Here is a 21,528-nt window from a genome sequence, read left to right on the forward strand (position 1 = left end):
CATGAATGTCCGAATTCTTTATCTCGATGACGACCCGGCCATCGTGCGGCTGGTGCAGAAAGCGCTCGGGCGCAACGGACATTCCGTCACCCATGCCGAAGATCTGGAGCGGGCGCTGGGCTTTCTGGCGTCTGAAAACTTCGACGTTATTGTTCTCGATCATTATCTCAGCAATATGACCGGTCACGATGTGCTGGCGCATTTGCGTGGACGGCATATCATGACGCCCGTGGTCTATGTGACCGGTTCCAACGAAGCCCGTATCGCCATCGAAGCGATCAAGGCAGGCGCCTCCGATTACGTCATTAAGACGACCAGCGAGGATTTCCTGTCGCTGCTGGAAAGCGCCATCCGGCAATCGGTCGAAAACGCCCGGCTACGCCAAGCCAAGGTCAAGGCGGAGGAGGAAATCCGCCTTGCCAAGGAAAGGGCGGAAGCCCTGCTCAGCGAGGTCAACCACCGCGTCGCCAACAGCCTGGCATTGGTAGCCAGCCTGCTGCGGCTTCAGATCGCCAATTCTCCGAGTGACGAGGTCAAGGCCGAGCTGACTGAGACCCAGGCCCGTATTACTGCCATTGCCGGCATGCATCGCAGCCTCTACACATCCGACGACGTCAGCCGGGTCGATATGGATATTTATATCGCCAATCTGGTGCGGGAAATCGGCGGTTCGCTTGCCAATCCCGACAAGCCGATCACCCTGACAGTCAATGCCGAGCCGATTTCACTGACCGCGGACCGCGCCGTCTCCATCGGCATGATCGTCACCGAACTGGTGACCAATGCGATCAAATATGCCTATCCCGACCGCAAGGACGGCGAAATCCGCGTGCGGCTGTGCCATGCGCAGCCCGGCCATGCGCTGTTGACGGTGGAGGATGACGGGATCGGCATCAGCCCTGGCGCTGCCCCGAAGGGCACTGGCCTCGGCAGCCGGATCATCAAATCCATGGCCGCAACGCTGGGCGAAGGTCTCGCCTATCAGGAGATCTCCGCGGGGACGATTGCCTGCGTGCCGATAGACCTAGCCCGCTAAAGCATCGGACCGATTCCGTTTTCTGCGCCAGCCTATAGCAGGCGTCATCTTGTCGTTTCCTCTTTCAGGCGCTTATGCGCTACAGCGCCGTGCATTTTACAAAATGCACAAAGGACGCTGTAACTCTTTAAATCTGCTGCATAATTTTTTCCTTAAATCGATTCCGATTTAAGGAATTATGCAGTAGTGTCCGGTTCGCACCGATAATTTCATGGCAGGCTTTTCATGACGCTGACGGATAAGCGTATTCTCCTGATCATCAGCGGCGGCATTGCCGCCTATAAGAGTCTGGACCTGATCCGGCGGCTGCGTGAGCGGGGTGCCTCGGTGCGCCCGATCATGACGCGGGCCGCCCAGGAATTCATCACGCCGCTCGCGGTCGGCGCGCTCTCGGCCTCCCATGTCTATACGGATCTGTTTTCCCGCGAGGACGAACAGGATGTTGGCCATATCCGGCTGGCCCGTGATTGCGATCTGATTGTCGTTGCGCCCGTGACCGCCGATCTGATGGCGAAAATGGCGCATGGGCTGGCCGATGATCTGGCCTCGGCGGTGCTGCTTGCCACCGACCGGCCCGTTTTGATCGCACCGGCGATGAACCCGAAAATGTGGGCGCATCCCGCCACTCTGCGCAATGTCGCACAGCTCAAGGCCGATGGCATTCAGTTCATCGGGCCGCTGGCTGGCGAAATGGCCGAAAGTGGGGAAGCCGGTCTGGGCCGCATGGCCGAGCCGCTGGAGATCGTTGCCAAGGTCGAAGCCTGTCTTGACGACTCCTTCCAGCCGTTGGCAGGCAAAAAGGCCATTGTCACCTCCGGCCCGACCCATGAGCCGATTGATCCCGTGCGATATATCGCCAACCGCTCCTCCGGCAAGCAGGGCCATGCCATTGCCAGCGCGCTTGCCCGGCTGGGTGCCGAGGTGACACTGGTGTCCGGCCCGGTCAGCCTTGCGGACCCCACCGGCGTCAAAACGATCCATGTGGAGCGGGCCGAGGAGATGCGCGACGCCGTGCTCACCCACCTGCCCGCCGATATCGCCGTGATGGTCGCAGCGGTTGCCGACTGGCGGGTCGAGACGGCATCGGAGCACAAGATCAAGAAACAGCCGGGCGACGCCGCGCCGATGCTGGCACTGACCGAAAATCCCGACATTCTGAAGACTGTTGGACACCATGAAAAACGCCCGGCACTGGTGATCGGCTTTGCGGCGGAAACCCGCGATATCGCCGACAATGGCCGTGCCAAGCTGGAGCGTAAAGGCGCCGATCTGATTGTCGCCAACGACGTTTCACCGCAGACCGGCATTATGGGCGGCGACCGAAACCGGGTGACCCTGATCTACAAGGATCGCACCGAGGACTGGCCGGATATGGACAAGGATGCCGTTGCCGAGCGGCTTGCACAAACCATTGCCGGGATGCTCAGCGTCAAATCTCTCTAAATAGAGATCAGGCCGATCAGCGCGCCAGCACCCAGCGCGATCAGCGGGTGAACCTTGGTCACGGCGGTCAGCACCGCACAGCCAGCCGCAATGCCAATGAGAATTGGGCTGGTTGCCGAGGCCTTGGTGATAACAGCGGCGCTGGAGGTGACGAGGCCAGCCGTCATCGGTGCAAGCCCGGCTTGGACGATCCGCCGCCAGGGCCGCTCCTTGAAGCGCTCCCAGAGCGTGACGGCTCCAGCGGTAATCAACGAGGACGGGCCGAATTTGGCGATGGAGGTGACGATCACCCCGGCAAAGCCCGCCACATGCCAGCCGACCAGCGGCACCACCATCATATTCGGCCCGGGAGCCGCCTGGGCCAGCGCAAACAGCGCGCTGAATTCGCTGGCGCTCATCCAATGCTGGACCTCCACCACCCGGCGCTGCATTTCCGGCAGGATGGCATTGCCGCCACCAAAGGCGATCAGCGACAATTCCGTAAAAATCAGGGCAAGAGAAATCAGGGTCGCGATCATTTCGACAATTTCCAGCTCAGAACAATAGAGACCGGCGCCAGAACCAGCATGGTGGCGAAAAGCGGCAGGCGGAAAACCGCAATGGCAACAAAGCACAGGGCGACGATGGCCAGCGCCCAGAACTTGTGTTTCAACGGTTGCAGGACCTTCCAGGCCAGCGAGATCAGCAGGCCAGACGCCGCCGCCGCCAGACCCGCAAACAGATGCTCGACCTGCGGATTGTCGCGGTAACGGTCGTAAATGTAACCCAGACAGATAACGATGGCCGTCGGTGCGGCAATCAGGCCGAAGGCGGCGGCCAGCGCACCCCTCCAGCCCTGGAACTTCAACCCAACCGCCACCGACATATTGATAATATTACCACCCGGCAGAAACTGACAGAGGCCAAGCAGATCCATGAATTCGCCTGGTGAGAGCCAGCGCCGGTCCTCCACCATCATCCGCCGCGCCATCGGCAACACACCGCCAAACCCCATCAGGCCGAGCCCCAGAAAGCCGGTGAACAATTCGGCGATACCGGGATGATGTTGTGGGGGCTCGGCCTGAACTTTCTCGGCCTGAACTGGCTCCAGCTGAACTGTCTTCGTCATGACCATCGTCCGTTTCGTCTTTTCTCTTCCATACGCCGCTCGAATCCTGATGTCCAATATATGGATAAGCCATTCTTCATATGTTAAAGCTATGGCATGATTGAACTGCGTCACCTCCGCTATGCCGTGACCGTCGCCGAAGAGGGCCATCTAACCCGTGCGGCGGAGCGGCTTGGGCTGCAACAGCCACCCCTCAGCCAGCAGATCAAGGCTCTCGAAACATTGGTCGGGGTGACGCTGTTTATCCGCCAGCCCCGTGGTATGGCGTTGACCGAGGCAGGGGTGGCGTTTATCGCCCGCGCCCGGCAGATCCTTGCCGATGTGGATATGGCCGTTGAGGCCGCACAGCGGACGGCGCGCGGCGAAATCGGGGAGCTCGCCATCGGCTTTACCACCTCGGCGGTCTTTCATCCGCTGGTGCCCAGCATCGTGCGGGCCATGCGGCTCTCCTCGCCGTCGCTGAAACTGCGGCTGGATGAAGGCTCTACGACGGAGCTTCTGGGGGAATTGTCCGCCGGTCGGCTTGATGCGGCCTTCATCCGCGCCACCGCCGGTGCTTTGGCCGGAACGGAGCCAGCACTCCGCATCGAAACCGTCGATATCGAGGACATGGTGCTGGCTTTGCCCGACACCCATCCTTTGGCCCTGCGCAGCCAAAGCCATGACAGCGATACCGTCGCTCTTGCCGCGCTGGCCGGTGAAACCTTCGTTCTCTATCGCCGCCCCCTGGCGCAAGGCCTGTATGATCGGATCATCGCGGCCTGCCAGGCTGCCGGTTTCAGCCCGAAAGTGGCACAGGAAGCGCCGAAACTGGTGTCCACCCTCAGTCTGGTGGCGGCGGGCCTCGGCCTGTCGATCATTCCGCAATCCATGGCGCGGCTGGAAACCTCCGGCGTCGCCTATCGCCGTTTTGCACACGGCTCCGGCCTTGAGGCGCCGCTTTCGCTTGCCTATCGCCGCGATTCCTGTCGTGGCGCATTGCAGACCTTCGTTGAGGAAGTGAGGAGACAGGTCATTACACCATGATGCCGCAGCCCTATTGGCATCCAAACCCAGATCAACCGGCCATTTCTGTGAGTTGAGCGGGGGCGCTGCCGATTTCCGGCTCAAAGCCCATGACGTTCAGCCCCGCATCATCCAGAATCACGGCGCTGCCCGGCGGGATCTCTACCCAGGTTTCCGTGTCATCGTTGAGCGGTTCGGACACCAGGCAATGTCCGCCCTTGCTCCCCATCGGCCCGGCATACAGGGTCGGGGCAAAGGCGTCGGTGGAATAGCGCACGGCATACAGCGCCCTGCCATCGGAAAAGGCGGCGGTGAACCGCACCCGGGTGGTACCGATGATCTCTGCGCTCAGCCTTTCGGCAAAACCGATGGCCTCCGCCATCGCCGCAATCGGGCGATGTTTCATGCCGAATTGCATGGCAAGCAGGAACAGCAGTTCGGAATCCGTCGAGCCGGTGCGGGCGTTGAAATACTCATCGTCCAACACGCTTTCCATGGCGCGGCGGATACGGTCGAAGTGATCGATCTGGCCGTTATGCATGAAAGACCAGTTGCCATACACAAACGGGTGGCAATTGTCGCGCCGGGTCGCGCCATGGGTTGCGGCGCGCACATGCGCCAGAAACAGTGGCGAGCGGATCTGCCGGGCAATGCTTTTCAGGTTGCAGTCCGACCACGCAGGCAAAACATCGCGAAATCGGCCTGGTTCCGGCCGGTCGCCATACCAGGCAAGGCCGAAGCCGTCCGCGTTGGTGGATGTCTTGGCGCGGGTGGCGCAGACGGATTGCTCGATCAACGAATGGGCGGGTGACGATACCAACTCCTCGATAAAGAGCGGTTCTCCCCGATAGGCTGCCCAACGACACATGGCATTCATGCTCCGGCAAGACCGGTCCTTAGCGGAGCCGGCAGAGCCAATATTGAAGGAAGGTTTATAAAGAAGCGTAAAGCTCGGCTTTGTTCATGTCAGATTCGTGACCAAACCGATAATCACATTTCGCAGTGCGGCATTGTGTTTTCGTGAAGAGCCGAGTGCTGACAGGAAGAGGAGGTGTTTGCGTGAAGAGCCGCTTCTGTGAACACTGCGTTGCGCCCGGCGCCCTTCGCCTGCTTTTGAAAAGCCTTATATTGGCTGCAAATCATATTCCGCTCGAAAGGAGCCCGTCCAATGTCCATCCGCCCCGTCAAACATGAGAGCCGCGCCACGCCCACGACGGAAGGTGCCGGTGTGAAGCTGCACCGCGTCTTCGGCTTCGGCGATCCGTCGATGACCGATCCGTTCCTGATGATGGACGATTTTCGCAATGACGATCCGAGAGATTACATAAGAGGCTTTCCCTGGCATCCGCATCGCGGCATCGAAACCATTACCTATGTTCTGGCCGGAACGGTGGAGCATGGCGACAGCCTCGGCAATCAGGGCCTGTTAGGCGCCGGGGATCTTCAGTGGATGACGGCGGGTAGCGGCATCATGCACCAGGAAATGCCAAAGGGCGATTTTGCCGGCAAGATGCACGGGTTCCAGCTCTGGGCCAACCTGCCCTCTTCGCTAAAAATGACCGCGCCGCGCTATCAGGATATCAAATCTGCCGACATTCCTGTCGTGGTCGATGACGACGGTACGGCGGTGCGGGTGATCAGCGGCGATTTCTGGGGCAAATCCGGCCCGGTCGATGGTATTGCCGCAGAGCCGGTTTATCTCGATATCTCCATTCCACCCGGCAAGACCAAGCGCTTTCCGGTCGATACCTATCGTTCGGCCTTTGCCTATATTTTCGCAGGTTCCGGCTCGTTCCGCGATGCTTCCAAGCCCTTCGGCGTCAAGGTCGAGAAGGAATTTCAGGGTGAGGAACTGAATATCCGTGACCTCTCTGGCAACCGCACCCTGGTGGTTTTCGATACCGGCGATGAAATCACCGTCCAGGCTGGCGAAAAGGGCATTCGCTTCCTGCTGGTGACCGGCAAGCCGATCAAGGAGCCGGTCGCCTGGCATGGACCGATTGTCATGAACAGCCGGGAAGAGCTGATGGAGGCCATGCGCGAGTTGCAGAACGGCACCTTCATCAAGGCCGATCATTGATCACTGCGTGTTGACGAAAGTGTGATCATAGGACGCGGGGGATGGCCCGCGTCTTTCAGTTCGATGTCAGGTTCAGCTTTTACAGGGTGGATGGTTATTTGATCCGACCCCCGTGTGAGCCCATGTCCATCCTGCTGGCGAAAGCCATCCGCTATACCACCCTTGCCTGTTTAACTGGTCTGCTATCGTGCGGCGCCTACCTTGGCTATCTTCGGATGTCGGGCAATTTCCACGAGGTCATTCCAGGCGAATTCTACCGCTCTGCCCAACCCACGCCCGCCGATATCAAGGATTATGCCGGGCGCTACGGCATCAAGACCATCGTCAATCTGCGCGGCTCGTCACCCTCGCCCTGGTATGCGCAGGAAGTCGCAACCGCCCGGGAACTGGGCATCGACCATATCGATTTTCGCATGTCGGCTGCCAAGGGCCTGACCATCGACAAGGCCGAGGCGCTGGTTTCCCTGCTCAAATCCGCGCCAAAGCCCATCCTCATCCACTGTGAGGGCGGCGCTGACCGCAGCGGCCTCGCCTCTGTCATCTACCTGCAACAGATCGCCGGCGTGCAGGAAGACAAGGCCGAGCAACAACTCTGGCCGGTGATCTATGGCCATGTCGGCATTCCCTATGTCACCAAGGCCTATGCCATGGACCGCAGCTGGCTGGAATTTGAAAAAGCCATGGGGATCGAAAGCTGAGCCTTATGCATTATAGTCCCGCAGAATGCAGCGCGGGAGGCTCAAGACATGCAGATCGAAGGACAGTGCCATTGTGGCAAGGTGACCTATCGTGCCGAAATCGACCCTGAAAATGTCGGCATTTGCCATTGCACCGATTGTCAGCGCCTGACAGGCTCACCATTCCGGGTCACGGTTTCAACCCCGCGCGACAAACTGCATTTTACAGGAAGCCCGCCCAAATCCTATGTGAAATACGGCGACAATGGTCGGGCGCGCTATCAGTTCTTCTGCCCGGACTGCGGCTCGCCCATGCTGACATCAGGCGAGGGCGTCGACGCCGATACCTGGGGCATCCGCTGGGGTAGCATCAACCAACGGGAAGCCCTGCTGCCAAGGCACCAAAGCTGGCGGCGATCCTCCGTGCTCTGGCTCGAGAGCATCGGCGCTCTTCCAGGCTCAGAGACCGAGTAATACCAAGTCGGCTACTTCGGCCATGCTTGGTAAAAATGATGAACGGGTCCGTGGCCGGAGCCAACAGTCAGCTGCCCTGCCGACCGAACCGCGCCAGCCAGCCAGGCCTTAGCCACCGTGACGGCTTTCGCCAAGGCGTCGTCTGTTGCACTATCCGTCGCCTTATGGTCGATGGCCCCATGGTCGATGGCCTTGGCAAGCTCGGCGGCAATCGCGCTGGACAGCGAGCAACCGGTGCCATGGGTGTTGGCGGTGGCAATCCTTTTGCCTTCCAACCACAGGGTCAGCGTTGGCGTGACCAGCAGATCGGGGCTCTGGTCGCCCGGCAGATGCCCGCCTTTCAGAAGCACGGCCTTGGCACCCAATGCCAACAAGGCCTTGGCCTGGGCCTCCATGCCGCTGCGATCCACGGCCTCGGCAACCCGCAGAAGCGCGGCAGCCTCCGGCAGGTTGGGGGTGATCAGGCGGACCTGCGGCAAGAGCTGCCCGACCAGCGCGCCAACCGCCTTGTCATCCAGCAGCGCGGCCCCGCCCTTGGCAACCATGACAGGGTCAAGAATAACCGGCACTTCCCTCTGCCCGGCCAGCACGGCGGCGACAGCGCCGACGATATCGGCATTGGCCAGCATGCCGATTTTCACCGCATCGACGCGGATATCGGCAAAAACCGTCTCAATCTGTCTGGCGACGAATGCGGGATTGAGCAGTTCGACACCCGCCACGCCTTGGGTATTCTGAGCGGTCAGCGCCGTCAGCGCCGCCATGCCATAGACACCCAAAGCCGAAAATACCTTCAGATCCGCCTGAACCCCCGCTCCGCCGGATGGATCGGAACCGGCAATCGACAAGACATTGGCGATGCGAGGCAGAGGCGCTTCAACGTTTGTTTGAACGGTCATGATCGTCCTCATCGAAGTCAACAGTCTCCAACACCTCGGCTCCTGTTGAAGGAAAAGGTGGGCGGCGGGGCAGATCTATCGCAGTTTTCCATGCGCCTGTCACCGTCTCGCCCATTATGCTGCATTGCGCAATTAACTGCATTTTTCGGGAACCAAACTGGGCACCCATCGTTACCTAGGCGTCGACAGGTCGTGTGAAACGAGGCAGGATATGGAAAACCAGCAATCGGTAATCAAGCGATCGCCAGCTCGAAACGAGCAAAAAGACGCAGGAGCGTTGCTGTTCGATCTTCTTCACGCCGAGCCCCACCGCTACGCATTGTTTCTCGATATTGATGGCACGTTGCTGGATCTCGCTGAAAGCCCTGATGGCATTCGGGTGCCGGTTGGGCTACCGGAAGACCTTGACGTGCTGTCATCACGCATGGGCGGTGCGCTTGCGCTGGTAACGGGGCGGGCCTTGACCTATGCCGACCGGCTGTTTGCGCCAAAGCATTTCCCGATTGCCGGATTGCACGGGACCGAGCGGCGAACGGTTGAAGGCACGATCATCCGCAATGAGCCGAGTCCGGCCTTCTTGGCGATGAAAGAAGAGCTTCCAAAGCTCGAACAGGCCTGGCCGGGCGTGCTGGTCGAGGACAAGGGTGCCGCCATCGCCGTTCACTATCGCCAGGCGCCTGCCTGCGCCGACGTGGTGGAAAAAGCCATGGCGGATGCCTTTAAGGCAGCGGGTCCCGGCTATGAGCTGCAACGCGGCAAGATGGTCGTCGAAATCCGTCCCGACAGCGCCGACAAGGGCCGGGCCTTGCAGTCCTATCTTGCCGAGCCGCCCTTCACCGACCGCGTTGCCATCGCCATTGGTGATGATGTGACCGATGAGGCGATGTTTGAATGCGTCAACCGCCTGGGTGGGCTGTCGATCCGTGTCGGCGATCTCGACGGAAGCGTGGCCAGCCAGTCTCTGGCAAGCCCGCAGCTCCTGCGTGACACGCTGGCCAGATTGGCCCGCTCAAACTGACGTTCCGGGGCTGAAAAACGATAAGAAGGATAATGATATGAGCAGACTTGTTGTGGTTTCCAACCGTGTTCCCGTACCCGACAAGACCAATAAGGCGCCGGCGGGAGGTTTGGCCGTCGCGTTGCGCGCCGCCCTTGAGGATAAAGGCGGCATCTGGATGGGCTGGTCGGGCGTCTCCAGCGGCGAGGAAGAGGCCGGTGAGCTTGCGATGATCGAGGACGGCAAGATCACCTACGCCCTGACCGACCTGACCGACCGCGATGTCGAGGAATATTATCACGGCTTTGCCAACCGCGTGCTGTGGCCAACGTTTCACTATCGTCTCGACCTGACCGACTATGCCCGCAAGGACATGACCGGCTATTTCCGGGTCAACCGGTTTTTCGCCGAGCGGCTCGTGCCGCTGCTGAAGCCTGATGATACGATCTGGGTTCAGGACTATCACCTGATCCCGCTCGCCAAGGAATTACGGCAGATGGGAGTGAAGAACCGGATTGGATTCTTCCTGCATATCCCGCTGCCGCCCGCCGATGTGCTGTTTGCCATGCCGGTCTATGAAACGCTGATTGAAAGCCTGGCCCATTACGATCTGGTCGGCTTCCAGACCGATTTCGACCACGCCAATTTCGTCGGAGCCTTGGTGCGCGAAGGCATTGGCGAGGCGATCTCCGGGAGCAAGATCAAATCGCATAAGCGGACGTTCAAGGCGGGCCATTATCCGATTGGCATTGAGACGGCGGCCTTTGCCGCCTATGCCCGCAGGGCGGTGCGCAACGTGATGGTGAAGCGCGCCGCGCAAAGCATTGAAGGCAAGGCGCTGGTGATCGGCGTCGACCGGCTGGATTATTCCAAGGGCCTGACCCAGCGGCTGGACGCCTATGAGCATTTCATCAATGCCAATCCGAACTATCAGGGCAAGGTGACCTATTTGCAGATCACCCCGAAATCCCGCTCTGAAGTGCCGGAATATGAGGCCATGCAGCGCACCGTGGCCGAGCAGGCCGGGCGCGTGAATGGCGCGCTGGGCACTGTCGACTGGGTGCCGATCCGTTACATGACCCGCTCGGTGGCGCGTCCGGTGCTGGCCGGGCTCTACCGGCTGGCCAAGGTGGGGCTGGTGACACCGATGCGCGATGGTATGAACCTGGTGGCCAAGGAATATGTTGCCGCCCAGGACCCCGATGATCCCGGCGTTCTGGTTCTATCGCGTTTTGCCGGGGCGGCACGCGAGTTGAAAGGGGCCTTGCTGGTCAATCCGTACGATACGGAAGGCACGGCCCAGGCCATTGCCCGCGCCCTCGATATGCCGCTTGCCGAGCGCCAGGAACGCTGGAAGGGCATGATGGATCATCTGCTGGTCAATGATGTCAACCACTGGTGTGACACCTTCCTGACGGATCTGATGGAAATGCCGAGGGAAAAGTCCGCCGAAGCGGCATAACAGGATGCCACCGCATCACGATTTGAGATCATGATGCGGTCATTCTCGTTTCCATCAGCGATCACGCCGCCTTGGCGACGTGATATTCCTTGATGGCCACCATCTTGATTGACGGATATCGCTCCGCCTCATAACGCAGCGAAAACGCATCCTGCGCCATGAATACCGGATCGCCGTCCAGATCCCGGCAGATATCGCCGCGCCGGGCCGCCATAAACTTGTCGAGTTCGCCGGGCTGCTCGGCGGAAATCCAGCGGCAGACGGAAAAGCGCGACATTTCAAACGACACAGGCAGGGTATATTCGCCCGAAAGCCGTTCCTTCAGCACATCAAGCTGCAAGGCCCCGACCACGCCGACAATGGCGGGCGAACCGTCTTCCGGCGAAAACAGCTGTACGACGCCCTCTTCCGCCATTTGCTGCAAGGCTTCTTTCAGCTTCTTGGCCTTCATCGCATCTTCAAGCCGCACGCGGCGCAGGATTTCCGGCGAAAAGTTCGGCACACCCTGAAACACCAGTGCTTCGCCTTCGGTCAGCGTATCGCCGATACGCAGCGTGCCGTGGTTGGGAATGCCCACCACGTCACCGGCAAAGGCGGTATCGGCCAATTGCCGCTGCGAGGCGAAGAAGAATTGCGGCGCCGTCAGGCCCATCAGCTTGCCGGTACGGGCCAGCCGCGCCTTCATGCCGCGCTCCAGCTTGCCGGAGCAGATTCGAGCAAAGGCGATGCGGTCGCGGTGGTTGGGGTCCATATTGGCCTGGATCTTGAAGACGAAGGCCGTCATCTTGTCTTCCGCCGCATGCACCTTGCGGATATCAGCCATCTGGTCGCGTGGCGGCGGGGCGAAATCACCCAGCGCATTGATCAGGTCGCGCACGCCGAAGTTTCTGAGTGCCGAGCCGAAAAACACCGGGGTCATATGGCCTTCCAGAAAGGCCAGGCGGTCGAAGGGGCGGCAGGCTTCCTGCGCCAGTTCCAGCTCGTCGATAAAAGTCTGACGCTCGTTTTCCGGCAGGTTTTCAGCGACATTCTTAGGGCTGTTGACCGGCAAAGCCTCGACCTGCTTGTCGGAACCACGGAAGGTATTATCGACCAGATTATAGGAGCCGCAGAAGCTTTTCGAACGTCCGACCGGCCAGGTGATCGGGGCGGTGTCCAGTGCCAGCTTTTCTTCTACTTCATCCAGAACCTCGAAAATATCCCGGCTTTCACGGTCCATCTTGTTGACGAAGGTGATGATCGGAATATCCCGCATCCGGCAGACTTCGAACAGTTTCAGCGTGCGCGGCTCGATACCCTTGGCGGCATCGATGACCATGACGGCGGCATCGACCGCCGTCAGCGTGCGATACGTGTCGTCGGCGAAGTCTTCATGGCCGGGCGTATCGAGAATATTGAAGACATTGCCTTCATACTCAAAGGTCATCACCGAAGTGACGACGGAAATGCCGCGCTCACGCTCGATCTTCATCCAGTCCGAGCGGGTCTGGATACGGTCTTTCTTGGCTTTCACCTCACCGGCCAGCTGAATGGCGCCGCCGAACAGCAGCAGCTTTTCGGTCAGCGTGGTTTTACCAGCGTCCGGGTGAGCGATAATAGCGAAGGTGCGGCGGCGGGAGACCGCCTCTGCGAGCGTTTCGGCCATGTGAGGAATTCCTTTTAACTGGCCGGTTATCTAGCGTTTTGGCGTTCAATATGCAATTGACCCCGGCAAACAAAGGACAGGCGCAAACAAAGGAAGCCCCAATGCAAGACATTATCGGCCCCCGTCTGGCGCTGAAGCGCCTTCCCCATGGCGAAGGCATTGACCTGCCGGCCTATGAGACCAAGGGTGCTGCCGGCATGGATCTGCGCGCCGCCGTCTCCGAAGCAGAGCCCATGGTCATCGCCCCCGGCCAGCGCGCCCTGGTTCCATCAGGCTTTATCCTCGAAATACCCGAGGGTTTCGAAGCCCAGATCCGCCCCCGCTCCGGCCTCGCCTTCAAAAACGGCATCACCTGCCTCAACACACCCGGCACCATCGACAGCGATTACCGGGGCGAGGTGAAAGTGCTGCTGATCAATCTCGGCACCGAGGACTTCACCATCACCCGTGGCATGCGCATCGCCCAGATGGTGATTGCGCCAGTGACGCAAGTGCAGGTAATTGAGGTGTCCGACACATCAGACACGGCACGGGGTGCAGGCGGGTTTGGCTCGACGGGGGTCTGAAGAATACAATGGGGCCGGACGAGCTGACACTGCGGCAAGGATATTTCGGCGATCCCTCGGCTTTTCAAGGGCTTGTCGATCTGCTGCATGACATTTTCGGAATCGATATCGGTGCGCAGGAACAACTTGGCGGCCCCGATCCCACATGCATGCCGTTTGGATATTTTGATCGGTCCGGCCGCTGCGTTGCCAATTTTTCGGTCTTCGCCATGCCCCTTATGATCAATGGGACGACGGTGACTGCTGCGGGCTATCAATCCGGCGCAGTCCGCCCGGAATTCCGGGGGCGTGGTCTTTATCGCGACCTGATGCGGCGGGCCTATGCGTGGGCAGAGCAAGCAGGATATCGAACTGGAATTCTGCTGACCGACAAGCCCGCGCTCTACCAGTCTTATGGTTTTCGCGTTGTAACGCATCGTAAATTTGGTGGCCCGGTTCCGGCCTTTCAGCCGATTATCAACGGCAACGCACGAAAACTCGATCTCGGCAAAGCGGCGGACCTCGCCCTTTTGCGTGACATGCTCGCCAGTCGCCAACCAGTCTCCAGCCACTTCGCCGTTGTCAACCAAGCAGAGATGTTTCTGCTCAATACTCATTTCGATGCATCGATTACGTTGAGCCTATTGCCTTCTCTGAAGACTGTTATTGCATGGAAATGCGCCGACGATGGCAGTCTGAAGCTTCTGGATATTGTCGCTCAGGACATTCCGCCGTTAAGTGCCATCTTATCGCATCTCAATATTCAAGCCGACTCTGTGGAAACCTATTTTCCACCCGATCGCCTCTCGTGGGAATGCAAGCCTGTACCTTACGAAGGCTCCTGCTCCTTGATGATGTCGGGCCTCGGGCTGGAGGCCGCAGCTGGGCCACTCATGCTGTCGCCTATGGCCGATTTTTAACCTCAGCGCTGCGCCTGCGTCGCCATTCTCACCGCCAGCACGGCAAGCACCGTGCCCATCAGCCAGCGCTGCACCATGATCCATAGCGGGCGGCGGCTGAGGAACAGGGCGATGGAACCGGCAGTGAGCGCGATCACTCCGTTGATCGTGGTGCCGATGGCGATCTGGGTGAGGCCGAGCAATAGTGATTGTAGAAACACGCTACCGCTGGCCGGATCGATGAATTGCGGTAGCAGCGACAGATAGAGAACAGCCACTTTCGGATTGAGAAGATTGGTCACGAGGCCCATGGCAAACAGCCGTCTTGGGCTGTCCTTGGGCAGTTCGCGCACCTGAAACGGCGAACGACCGCCGGGCCTGACCGCCTGCCAGGCAAGATAGGCGAGATAGGCCGCACCGGCCAGTTTCAGCGCCTCATAGGCATAGGGCACGGCCATTAGCAGCACAGTAATTCCCAGTACCGACATCAGCATATAGATCAGGAAGCCCAGCGCGACACCACCCAGCGAGATCAGCCCGGCCATCGAGCCCTGACAGATGGAGCGCGACACGAGATAGATCATGTTCGGGCCGGGCGTCAGCGCCATGCCAAGGCAGATCAGGGCAAAGGCAAGAAGCGAGGGCGTGGCGGGCATGGCGTGTCCTTGGCAAGGGGCTATAAAATCTGAAAGAGCAGAAAGCATCCCGTCAGGCAATTTCAATCGTGTCACCGTTGCAAGTTGCAGCCGGGCGGATTAGCACTGCCTGTATCGATGGAGAGATGTCATGACCCTTGCCAGCCTGCTTGCCTATGCCGGAGCCCTGTTCATTGCCGCCGCCATTCCCGGCCCGGGCATGACGGCGATCGTGGCGCGGGCGCTTGGCTCCGGTTTTCGCCCGACCTTTTTCATGGGACTGGGCCTGATCCTGGGTGATCTCTGCTATCTGACCGCCGTCATTCTGGGTCTTGCCTATATTGCCCAGACGTTCGTGACACCGTTTCTGATCATCAAATTCGCAGGCACGCTCTATCTGGCCTATATCGCCTGGAAGCTCTGGACGGCAGGGCTTTTGCCGCAAAATATCGAGGCGCGCAAAAGTGCGGGCGTGATGGCGTCCTTCCTGTCCGGCCTGTTCGTGACACTCGGCAATCCGAAGACCATGCTGTTCTACGTAGCCCTGGTGCCGACCCTCATTCCGCTCGAGGCCATCGGCCCGTCGGATTACGGGCTATTGGTCGGCACGACATTCGTGGTGCTGATGGCCGTGCTCATTCCCTATATTCTTCTGGCTGCCAAAGCCCGTCTGCTGCTGAAACAGCCATCGGCGCTGAAACTGCTCAACCGGGCCGCCGCCAGCATCCTTGCCGGAACCGCCGCCTATATCGCCACAAAGGCAGCGTGAAATAAACATTTGTTTCCGCTGGCTTTGCAGCGGGTTTTTTCTCCCCGGAACCATGGCGATGGGCAAAGGGTTCTGGTCGCTTGGGTGATTTGATCCTATTGTCCCTGCAAAGCGCGTTATTCTGGAGGACCACACATGTCTGAAGCAAAGAAGCCCGGCCGTGGCCGTATCTATGGCTCAATCACCGAGACCATCGGCGATACGCCGATCGTGCGGCTGGACAAGCTGGCGAAGGAAAAGGGCGTCAAGGCGCATCTTCTGGCAAAGCTGGAATTCTTCAACCCGATTGCCTCCGTCAAGGACCGTATCGGTGTGGCGATGATCGAGAGCCTGGAAACCCAGGGGACGATCACACCGGGCAAGACCGTTCTGGTCGAGCCGACCTCCGGCAATACCGGCATTGCGCTGGCCTTTGCCGCCGCCGCCAAGGGCTATCGCCTGATCCTGACCATGCCGGAAACCATGTCCATCGAGCGTCGCAAGATGCTGGCGCTGCTTGGCGCCGAACTGGTGCTGACCGAAGGTCCCAAGGGCATGAAGGGCGCGATTGCCAAGGCCGAGGAACTGGCCGCGACCATTCCCGACGCCATCATCCCGCAACAGTTTGAAAACCCGGCCAATCCGGAAATCCACCGCAAGACCACTGCGGAAGAGATCTGGAACGACACCAATGGCGCGGTCGATATCTTCGTTTCCGGCATCGGCACAGGCGGCACAATTACCGGCACCGGCCAGGTGCTGAAAGCCAAGAAGCCTTCTGTTCAGGTGATCGCCGTAGAACCTGCCGACAGCCCGGTTCTGTCGGGCGGCAATCCCGGCCCCCACAAGATCCAGGGCATCGGCGCCGGTTTTGCACCGAAGATCCTCGATACCGGGATCTACGACGAGGTCGTCACCGTTACCAATGACGAGGCGTTCGAACTGGCCCGGCTGGTCGCCCGGCTGGAAGGCGTGCCGGTCGGCATTTCATCGGGTGCCGCCCTCACCGCTGCCATCAAGGTCGGCCAACGGCCCGAAAACGCTGGCAAGACCATCGTGGTGATCATTCCGTCCTTTGCAGAACGGTATCTGTCAACGGCACTGTTTGCAGGCCTTGGCGAATAATCACATTCAATGCGCTGATCCATGGGACTGGCGATTGGCGAACAATGAAGATGAGGGCTACAACAGCAGGTGTAGCCCTTTTTTGTTATGCCGCAGCCGTCAGGCGTTCCGAGGGAATGCGATAGGAAATTGCCTCGGCCAGATGAATCCGGCCAAGGGCCTCCGAGCCATCCAGATCGGCCAATGTTCTCGCCACTTTCAACACCCGATGATAGGCGCGGGCTGAAAACTTGAACTTCTCCGCCGCATCCCGCAATAATTGCAAACCGGCAGCATCCGGTGCGGCCAGCTTTTCGATCAGAGCTGTCGAACAGCGTGCATTCATGCGGATCTCAGGCACGCCCGCCTCGATAAACCGTTCCGTTTGCCGCTGTCGGGCGACAGCGACGCGACGGGCGACATCGGCGCTTTTTTCCGCGGCCATCGGCTTGATAAGGTCCATGGCCGAAACGGCGGGCACATCGATGCGAATATCGATCCGGTCCAGCAGCGGACCGGAAATCCGGCCCTGATATTCGGTCAGGCAGCGAATGCCGCGTGCGCAGGTATGCCCCGGCTCACCCGCCATGCCACAACGGCAAGGGTTCATCGCAGCAATCAACTGGAAGCTGGCAGGATAGGTGACGCGGTGATTGGCGCGGGCGATAACACATTCGCCGCTTTCCAGCGGTTGGCGCAAGGCATCCAGCACCTGCGGTGAAAATTCCGGAAACTCGTCGAGAAACAACACACCGTTATGGGCAAGCGAAGCCTCGCCCGGCCGGGCGCGCAGCCCGCCACCGACCAGCGCCGCCATGGTGGCGGAATGATGCGGCGTGCGAAACGGTCGGCGGTCCGACAATTTTCCGCCCGCCAATTGCCCGGCGATGGAATGGATCATCGACACATCCAGAAGCTCCGGCGCCGACAGGACCGGCAGGATGGACGGCAGGCGGGCCGCCAGCATGGATTTCCCCGATCCCGGCGGGCCGACCATCAGCAGGTTGTGACCTCCGGCAGCAGCCACCTCCAACGCCCGCTTGGCACTTTCCTGGCCGCGAATATCGGCGAGGTCAGGCAAATTACCCGGCAGCGCCCGGCTAGCCGGATTCGGGCGCGTCAGAACCTGCGTGCCACGAAAATGGTTGGCAAGTGCAATCAGGCTGCGGGGAGCCAAAATATCCATGTCCGACCCCGCCCAGGCAGCTTCTGGGCCGCTATCCGCCGGGCAGATCAGCCCTTTACCAAGCGCATTGGCAGCCATGGCTGCCGGAAGAGCACCGGCAACGGCAGCAATCGTGCCATCCAGGTTCAACTCACCAACCACAAGATAATCGCCCAGCACATCGGCGGGAATGGCGCCGAGCGCCGCCATCAGGCCAAGGGCGATGGCCAGATCGAAATGCGACCCTTCCTTGGGCAGATCCGCAGGCGCCAGATTGATGGTGACCCGCTTGGGCGGCAGCGCCAGTCCGGAAGCATGCAGGGCCGCCTGAACTCGTTCCCGGCTTTCAGCTACCGCCTTGTCCGGCAGGCCGACGATCTGCACCCCAATCTTGCCGGGCGCGACCATGACCTGCACATCGACAGGCACGCCATCAATGCCCTGAAACGCAACCGTGCCCACCCGTGCAACCATATCCCAGCCCCCTTGCCGGCAGCGGTCCATCCGCCCCTACGCAATTTCACGAATTTCGCCAAGCGAAAAAGAGAAAAATCGTTTAAAATCAATTTTTTAAATCAAGTCATCGAGCGAAGCTCCGCAGCGAGCAAGCTACAATTTCCTGCAACCATAGTTTTGCATGAAAAAGAAGTGACGACAAGAACAATAAATGAACAAAGACCCGTTTCGAGGGCAAAATGGTTGTATTCGGTTGTGCTTTCAGAACAAAAGGGAACGCTTCCAGTACCCCGCAACGCCAAAGTTTTATCAAACCCAACGTGGCGGGGCGCAAAAAGGATCAGGACCGCTTTTTCTCGATGGCGTCCCAGAGCAGGCTGGCGATATCGGCGCCGCCGAAATTCTTGACCTCGCGGATACCGGTTGGCGAGGTGACGTTGATCTCGGTCATGTAATCGCCGATCACATCGATGCCGACCAGCAGGAAGCCGCGTTCGCGCAGGGCAGGCCCGATCCGGGCGCAGATTTCGCGTTCGCGCGTCGTCAGTTCCGTCGGTTCCGGCTTGCCTCCGGCATGCATGTTGGAGCGCGCATCATGCTCGGCAGGCACCCGGTTAATCGCGCCGACGGGTTCACCGTCCACCAGAATGATCCGCTTGTCGCCCTTGCGCACGGCAGGCAGATAGCCCTGGGCGATGAAGGGTTCGCGGAACATCTGGCCGAACATTTCCATCAGCGAGGAGAAATTGCGGTCGTCGCGGGTGGAGTGAAACACCCCTGCCCCGCCATTGCCGTAGAGCGGCTTCAGGATGATATCGCCCTGTTCGGCCCGGAAAGCGGCAATTTCCGCGGGGTCGCGGGTGATCAACGTCGGCGGCATCAGGTCAGCATATTCGGTGACGAAGATCTTTTCCGGCGAATTGCGCACCCAGGCCGGATCGTTGACAACAAGCGTCTTCGGGTGAATGCGCTCCAGCATATGGGTAGCGGTGATATAGGCCATGTCGAAAGGCGGGTCCTGGCGCAGCAGCACCACATCCATCGTCGACAGATCGACGCGCTCCGGACTGCCGAGGGTGAAGTGATCACCCTTCACATCGCGCAGCTCCATCGGCTCCACCGTCGCATAGACGCGGCCATCGCGCATCGTCAGCCGGTCGGGCGTATAGTGGAACAACTTATAGCCGCGGGCCTGGGCCTCCAGGCTCATGGCGAAGGTGGAATCCCCTGATATATTGATGGAGGATACATGGTCCATCTGGACGGCGACATTGCGGATCTGGGCCATAATCTTTCTCACGTTGCATTGGAGGAAGATTTAGGACGCGGCGACCACGAACGCAACGTCCGGCAGAGGCCAAATTTTCACCCTGTCAAATCGGGCCGCGTGATCCGCTCCGCAGAGCATTTCGAAGCCGGTAAAGCGTCGCGATTGGCTCTGGAAAAGGCTTACGCAGAAAGGCGATCTTGCGCACATAGGTCTCGATGCGCCAGGTGGCCCAGGTCCCACCCTTGAAATAGGCGATATCGCCGGTCTTCAGCAAACGCTCGGTGCCATCCTGCGCGGTCACATGCACTTCGCCCTCCTGGATGACCACGGTCTCATCCCAGCCGAAATACCAGCGGAAACTTCCGGCTGTGCAATCCCACACAGCTGTCGAGCTTGCTTCATCAGGACTTTGCGAGTGATTGGCCAGGCGAGCCTGCGGATCGCCCTCGAGTATCCAGTCCGGGTTGATTGGCGCCGGTTGCAGGCTCAAATTCCTGGCATTGGCCGCGACCAGCGGTGGCGTGTCTGCCGCTCTAAAACGCGGCAAAGCCATGGCTGCCCCGGCCATGGCTGCGAACAAAAGCTTGACTGGCATCGACGTCCCCCGTGAAGTCCCGTAATTTTATGAGACTTCTATCAAATTCGGGTTAATCCAGTCACATGCATTTTAGCGTTTGCCCAAGACAACCGGCAAAGGGGAAACCGGCAAAGGGGAAAGTGACAATCGGCTCTCGCTGACAATGGCGTGAGCCGACCGGCTTTTCAGGCCTCTACCGTCTCAGCCTGAGCCCCGAAGGTCATCTGTGCGGTGGCAAAGGGCAGAGCAAGGCGGCGGCCTTCCCTGTCGAAGAAATGGAATTTTTGCGGATCGACCCCCAGCCGCATCTCGTTCGACAGGACGGTCGAAACCGGTAGCGAGGCGCAAATCGCCTGATCGCCGACAAAACCGTGCACGAGGCGGACGGCCCCCAGTTCTTCCACATAATCGACCCGGAACGGCAGATAAGGCTGACCGGGAACTGCAATCGTCAGATCCTCGGCCCGAAGGCCGATCGTCACTTCGCCGCGATAATCGGTCTCGCCCTCGAAGGAGAAGCTGACCGGCCAGAGTGACAGACGATTGCCATCCAGGCGACCGGTGACCAGGTTCATGGCGGGAGAGCCGATGAAGCTGGCGACAAAGGTCGAGGCGGGCGCGTGATAGACTTCGAGCGGCGTGCCGATCTGCTCGATCCGGCCACCATTCAGCACCACCAGCCGGTCGGCCAGCGTCATGGCTTCCAGCTGGTCATGCGTCACATAGATCGATGTCGTCCCAAGCCGGCGTTGCAGCTTGCGGATCTCGACGCGCATGGAGACGCGCAGCTTGGCATCGAGATTGGACAGCGGCTCGTCAAACAGGAAAACGGCCGGTTTGCGCACGATGGCGCGGCCCATGGCAACGCGCTGGCGCTGGCCGCCGGACAGTGCCTTGGGCTTGCGATCCAGATAGGGTTGCAGTTCCAGCATCCGCGCGGCCTCGGCCACCCGGGCCTCGATTTCCGCCTTCGGCGTCTTACGGTTCTTCAGGCCATAGGCCAGGTTCTGCCGTACGGTCATATGCGGGTAGAGCGCGTAATTCTGGAAAACCATGGCGATGTCGCGGTCCGCCGGTTCAACCGTGTTGACCACCCGGTCACCAATGCGCACCACGCCCTCGGATATGCTTTCCAGCCCAGCCACCATGCGCAGCAATGTCGATTTGCCACAGCCGGAGGGGCCGACCAGCACGATGAATTCGCCGTCATTGATCTGGATGTCGACGCTGTTGACCGCACGCACACCGCCGTCATAGATTTTCGAGACCTGATTGATATCGATGGAAGCCATGGGACTGTCCT

22 protein-coding genes are annotated in these 21,528 nt (G+C 59.8%); 12 read left to right on the forward strand and 10 right to left on the reverse strand.

Going from position 1 to position 21,528, the window contains the following annotated elements:
- Position 1 precedes the first annotated feature (1 nt).
- Both V6582_RS08695 and coaBC read left to right on the forward strand, forming a co-directional pair.
- Positions 2–1,036: a sensor histidine kinase gene (locus V6582_RS08695; protein WP_156633707.1), complete on the forward strand. Its 1,035-nt coding sequence runs from the start codon at positions 2–4 to the stop codon at positions 1,034–1,036.
- A 225-nt stretch (positions 1,037–1,261) separates the two neighbouring features.
- Positions 1,262–2,479: a bifunctional phosphopantothenoylcysteine decarboxylase/phosphopantothenate--cysteine ligase CoaBC gene (coaBC, locus tag V6582_RS08700; protein ID WP_156633708.1), complete on the forward strand. Its 1,218-nt coding sequence runs from the start codon at positions 1,262–1,264 to the stop codon at positions 2,477–2,479.
- Here coaBC and V6582_RS08705 read toward each other — a convergent pair.
- Both V6582_RS08705 and V6582_RS08710 read right to left on the reverse strand, forming a co-directional pair.
- A complete protein-coding gene (locus tag V6582_RS08705) occupies positions 2,476–2,997 on the reverse strand; it encodes a chromate transporter (RefSeq protein WP_156633709.1) in 522 nt (173 codons plus the stop codon). The genes coaBC and V6582_RS08705 overlap by 4 nt on opposite strands.
- On the reverse strand, positions 2,994–3,587 hold the full coding sequence (locus V6582_RS08710) for a chromate transporter (protein WP_234889812.1): 594 nt from the start codon (positions 3,585–3,587) through the stop codon (positions 2,994–2,996). The genes V6582_RS08705 and V6582_RS08710 overlap by 4 nt, the downstream gene beginning before the upstream one ends.
- Positions 3,588–3,683: 96 nt before the next feature.
- Here V6582_RS08710 and V6582_RS08715 point away from each other — a divergent pair, with 96 nt between their 5' ends.
- Positions 3,684–4,613 carry a LysR family transcriptional regulator gene (locus V6582_RS08715; RefSeq protein WP_156633711.1) on the forward strand — a complete coding sequence of 310 codons (930 nt, stop codon included), beginning with the start codon at positions 3,684–3,686 and terminating at the stop codon, positions 4,611–4,613.
- A gap of 31 nt (positions 4,614–4,644) precedes the next feature.
- Here V6582_RS08715 and V6582_RS08720 read toward each other — a convergent pair whose 3' ends face one another.
- Complete coding sequence (locus tag V6582_RS08720) at positions 4,645–5,460, reverse strand: class II glutamine amidotransferase (protein WP_156633712.1); 816 nt, start codon at positions 5,458–5,460, stop codon at positions 4,645–4,647.
- 300 nt (positions 5,461–5,760) lie between these two features.
- On the opposite strand from V6582_RS08720, the gene V6582_RS08725 reads away from it, so the two are divergent.
- From V6582_RS08725 to V6582_RS08735, 3 genes are all read left to right on the forward strand, one after another.
- Entirely contained in the window at positions 5,761–6,672 is a 912-nt protein-coding gene (locus V6582_RS08725; protein ID WP_156633713.1) for a pirin family protein, read from the forward strand.
- A 122-nt stretch (positions 6,673–6,794) separates the two neighbouring features.
- The gene (locus tag V6582_RS08730; RefSeq protein ID WP_156633714.1) at positions 6,795–7,370 is read left to right on the forward strand and encodes a tyrosine-protein phosphatase; all 576 of its coding nucleotides are present in this window, start codon (positions 6,795–6,797) and stop codon (positions 7,368–7,370) included.
- A gap of 48 nt (positions 7,371–7,418) precedes the next feature.
- Positions 7,419–7,823 (forward strand): GFA family protein, encoded by a 405-nt coding sequence (locus tag V6582_RS08735; protein ID WP_156633715.1) that lies wholly within the window; start codon positions 7,419–7,421, stop codon positions 7,821–7,823.
- An 11-nt stretch (positions 7,824–7,834) separates the two neighbouring features.
- On the opposite strand, the gene thiD is transcribed toward V6582_RS08735, so the two are convergent.
- Complete coding sequence (thiD, locus tag V6582_RS08740) at positions 7,835–8,722, reverse strand: bifunctional hydroxymethylpyrimidine kinase/phosphomethylpyrimidine kinase (RefSeq protein ID WP_156633716.1); 888 nt, start codon at positions 8,720–8,722, stop codon at positions 7,835–7,837.
- Positions 8,723–8,933: 211 nt separating this feature from the next.
- Between thiD and otsB the strand changes: the two genes are divergently transcribed.
- A complete protein-coding gene (otsB, locus tag V6582_RS08745) occupies positions 8,934–9,740 on the forward strand; it encodes a trehalose-phosphatase (protein WP_156633717.1) in 807 nt (268 codons plus the stop codon).
- Positions 9,741–9,777: 37 nt separating this feature from the next.
- Positions 9,778–11,181, forward strand: coding sequence for an alpha,alpha-trehalose-phosphate synthase (UDP-forming) (gene otsA / locus V6582_RS08750; RefSeq protein ID WP_156633718.1), 1,404 nt, complete (start codon positions 9,778–9,780; stop codon positions 11,179–11,181).
- Between the two features lie 61 nt (positions 11,182–11,242).
- On the opposite strand, the gene V6582_RS08755 is transcribed toward otsA, so the two are convergent.
- Positions 11,243–12,826, reverse strand: a complete 1,584-nt coding sequence (locus V6582_RS08755) for a peptide chain release factor 3 (protein ID WP_156633719.1) — start codon at positions 12,824–12,826, stop codon at positions 11,243–11,245.
- 101 nt (positions 12,827–12,927) lie between these two features.
- Here V6582_RS08755 and dut point away from each other — a divergent pair, with 101 nt between their 5' ends.
- Together dut and V6582_RS08765 are read left to right on the forward strand one after the other, a co-directional pair.
- Positions 12,928–13,392 carry a dUTP diphosphatase gene (dut, locus tag V6582_RS08760; protein ID WP_156633720.1) on the forward strand — a complete coding sequence of 155 codons (465 nt, stop codon included), beginning with the start codon at positions 12,928–12,930 and terminating at the stop codon, positions 13,390–13,392.
- A gap of 8 nt (positions 13,393–13,400) precedes the next feature.
- The gene (locus tag V6582_RS08765) at positions 13,401–14,291 is read left to right on the forward strand and encodes a GNAT family N-acetyltransferase (RefSeq protein WP_156633722.1); all 891 of its coding nucleotides are present in this window, start codon (positions 13,401–13,403) and stop codon (positions 14,289–14,291) included.
- A gap of 2 nt (positions 14,292–14,293) precedes the next feature.
- On the opposite strand, the gene V6582_RS08770 is transcribed toward V6582_RS08765, so the two are convergent.
- Positions 14,294–14,926, reverse strand: a complete 633-nt coding sequence (locus V6582_RS08770) for a LysE family translocator (RefSeq protein WP_156633725.1) — start codon at positions 14,924–14,926, stop codon at positions 14,294–14,296.
- Positions 14,927–15,056: 130 nt separating this feature from the next.
- On the opposite strand from V6582_RS08770, the gene V6582_RS08775 reads away from it, so the two are divergent.
- On the forward strand, positions 15,057–15,674 hold the full coding sequence (locus tag V6582_RS08775; RefSeq protein ID WP_060719667.1) for a LysE family translocator: 618 nt from the start codon (positions 15,057–15,059) through the stop codon (positions 15,672–15,674).
- 135 nt (positions 15,675–15,809) lie between these two features.
- Positions 15,810–16,778: a cysteine synthase A gene (gene cysK, locus V6582_RS08780; protein WP_156633727.1), complete on the forward strand. Its 969-nt coding sequence runs from the start codon at positions 15,810–15,812 to the stop codon at positions 16,776–16,778.
- 85 nt (positions 16,779–16,863) lie between these two features.
- Here cysK and V6582_RS08785 read toward each other — a convergent pair whose 3' ends face one another.
- The 4 genes from V6582_RS08785 to V6582_RS08800 form a co-directional block, all read right to left on the reverse strand.
- Positions 16,864–18,396: a YifB family Mg chelatase-like AAA ATPase gene (locus V6582_RS08785; RefSeq protein WP_070164041.1), complete on the reverse strand. Its 1,533-nt coding sequence runs from the start codon at positions 18,394–18,396 to the stop codon at positions 16,864–16,866.
- Between the two features lie 322 nt (positions 18,397–18,718).
- A complete protein-coding gene (gshB, locus tag V6582_RS08790) occupies positions 18,719–19,666 on the reverse strand; it encodes a glutathione synthase (protein WP_156633728.1) in 948 nt (315 codons plus the stop codon).
- A gap of 85 nt (positions 19,667–19,751) precedes the next feature.
- Positions 19,752–20,243 (reverse strand): cupin domain-containing protein, encoded by a 492-nt coding sequence (locus V6582_RS08795; RefSeq protein ID WP_156633730.1) that lies wholly within the window; start codon positions 20,241–20,243, stop codon positions 19,752–19,754.
- Positions 20,244–20,410: 167 nt separating this feature from the next.
- Entirely contained in the window at positions 20,411–21,517 is a 1,107-nt protein-coding gene (locus V6582_RS08800; RefSeq protein ID WP_156633732.1) for a sn-glycerol-3-phosphate import ATP-binding protein UgpC, read from the reverse strand.
- Positions 21,518–21,528 lie beyond the last annotated feature (11 nt).

Origin of the sequence: Agrobacterium vitis (genome assembly GCF_037039395.1) — a bacterium.
Taxonomy (GTDB): Bacteria; Pseudomonadota; Alphaproteobacteria; order Rhizobiales; family Rhizobiaceae; genus Allorhizobium; species Allorhizobium vitis_E.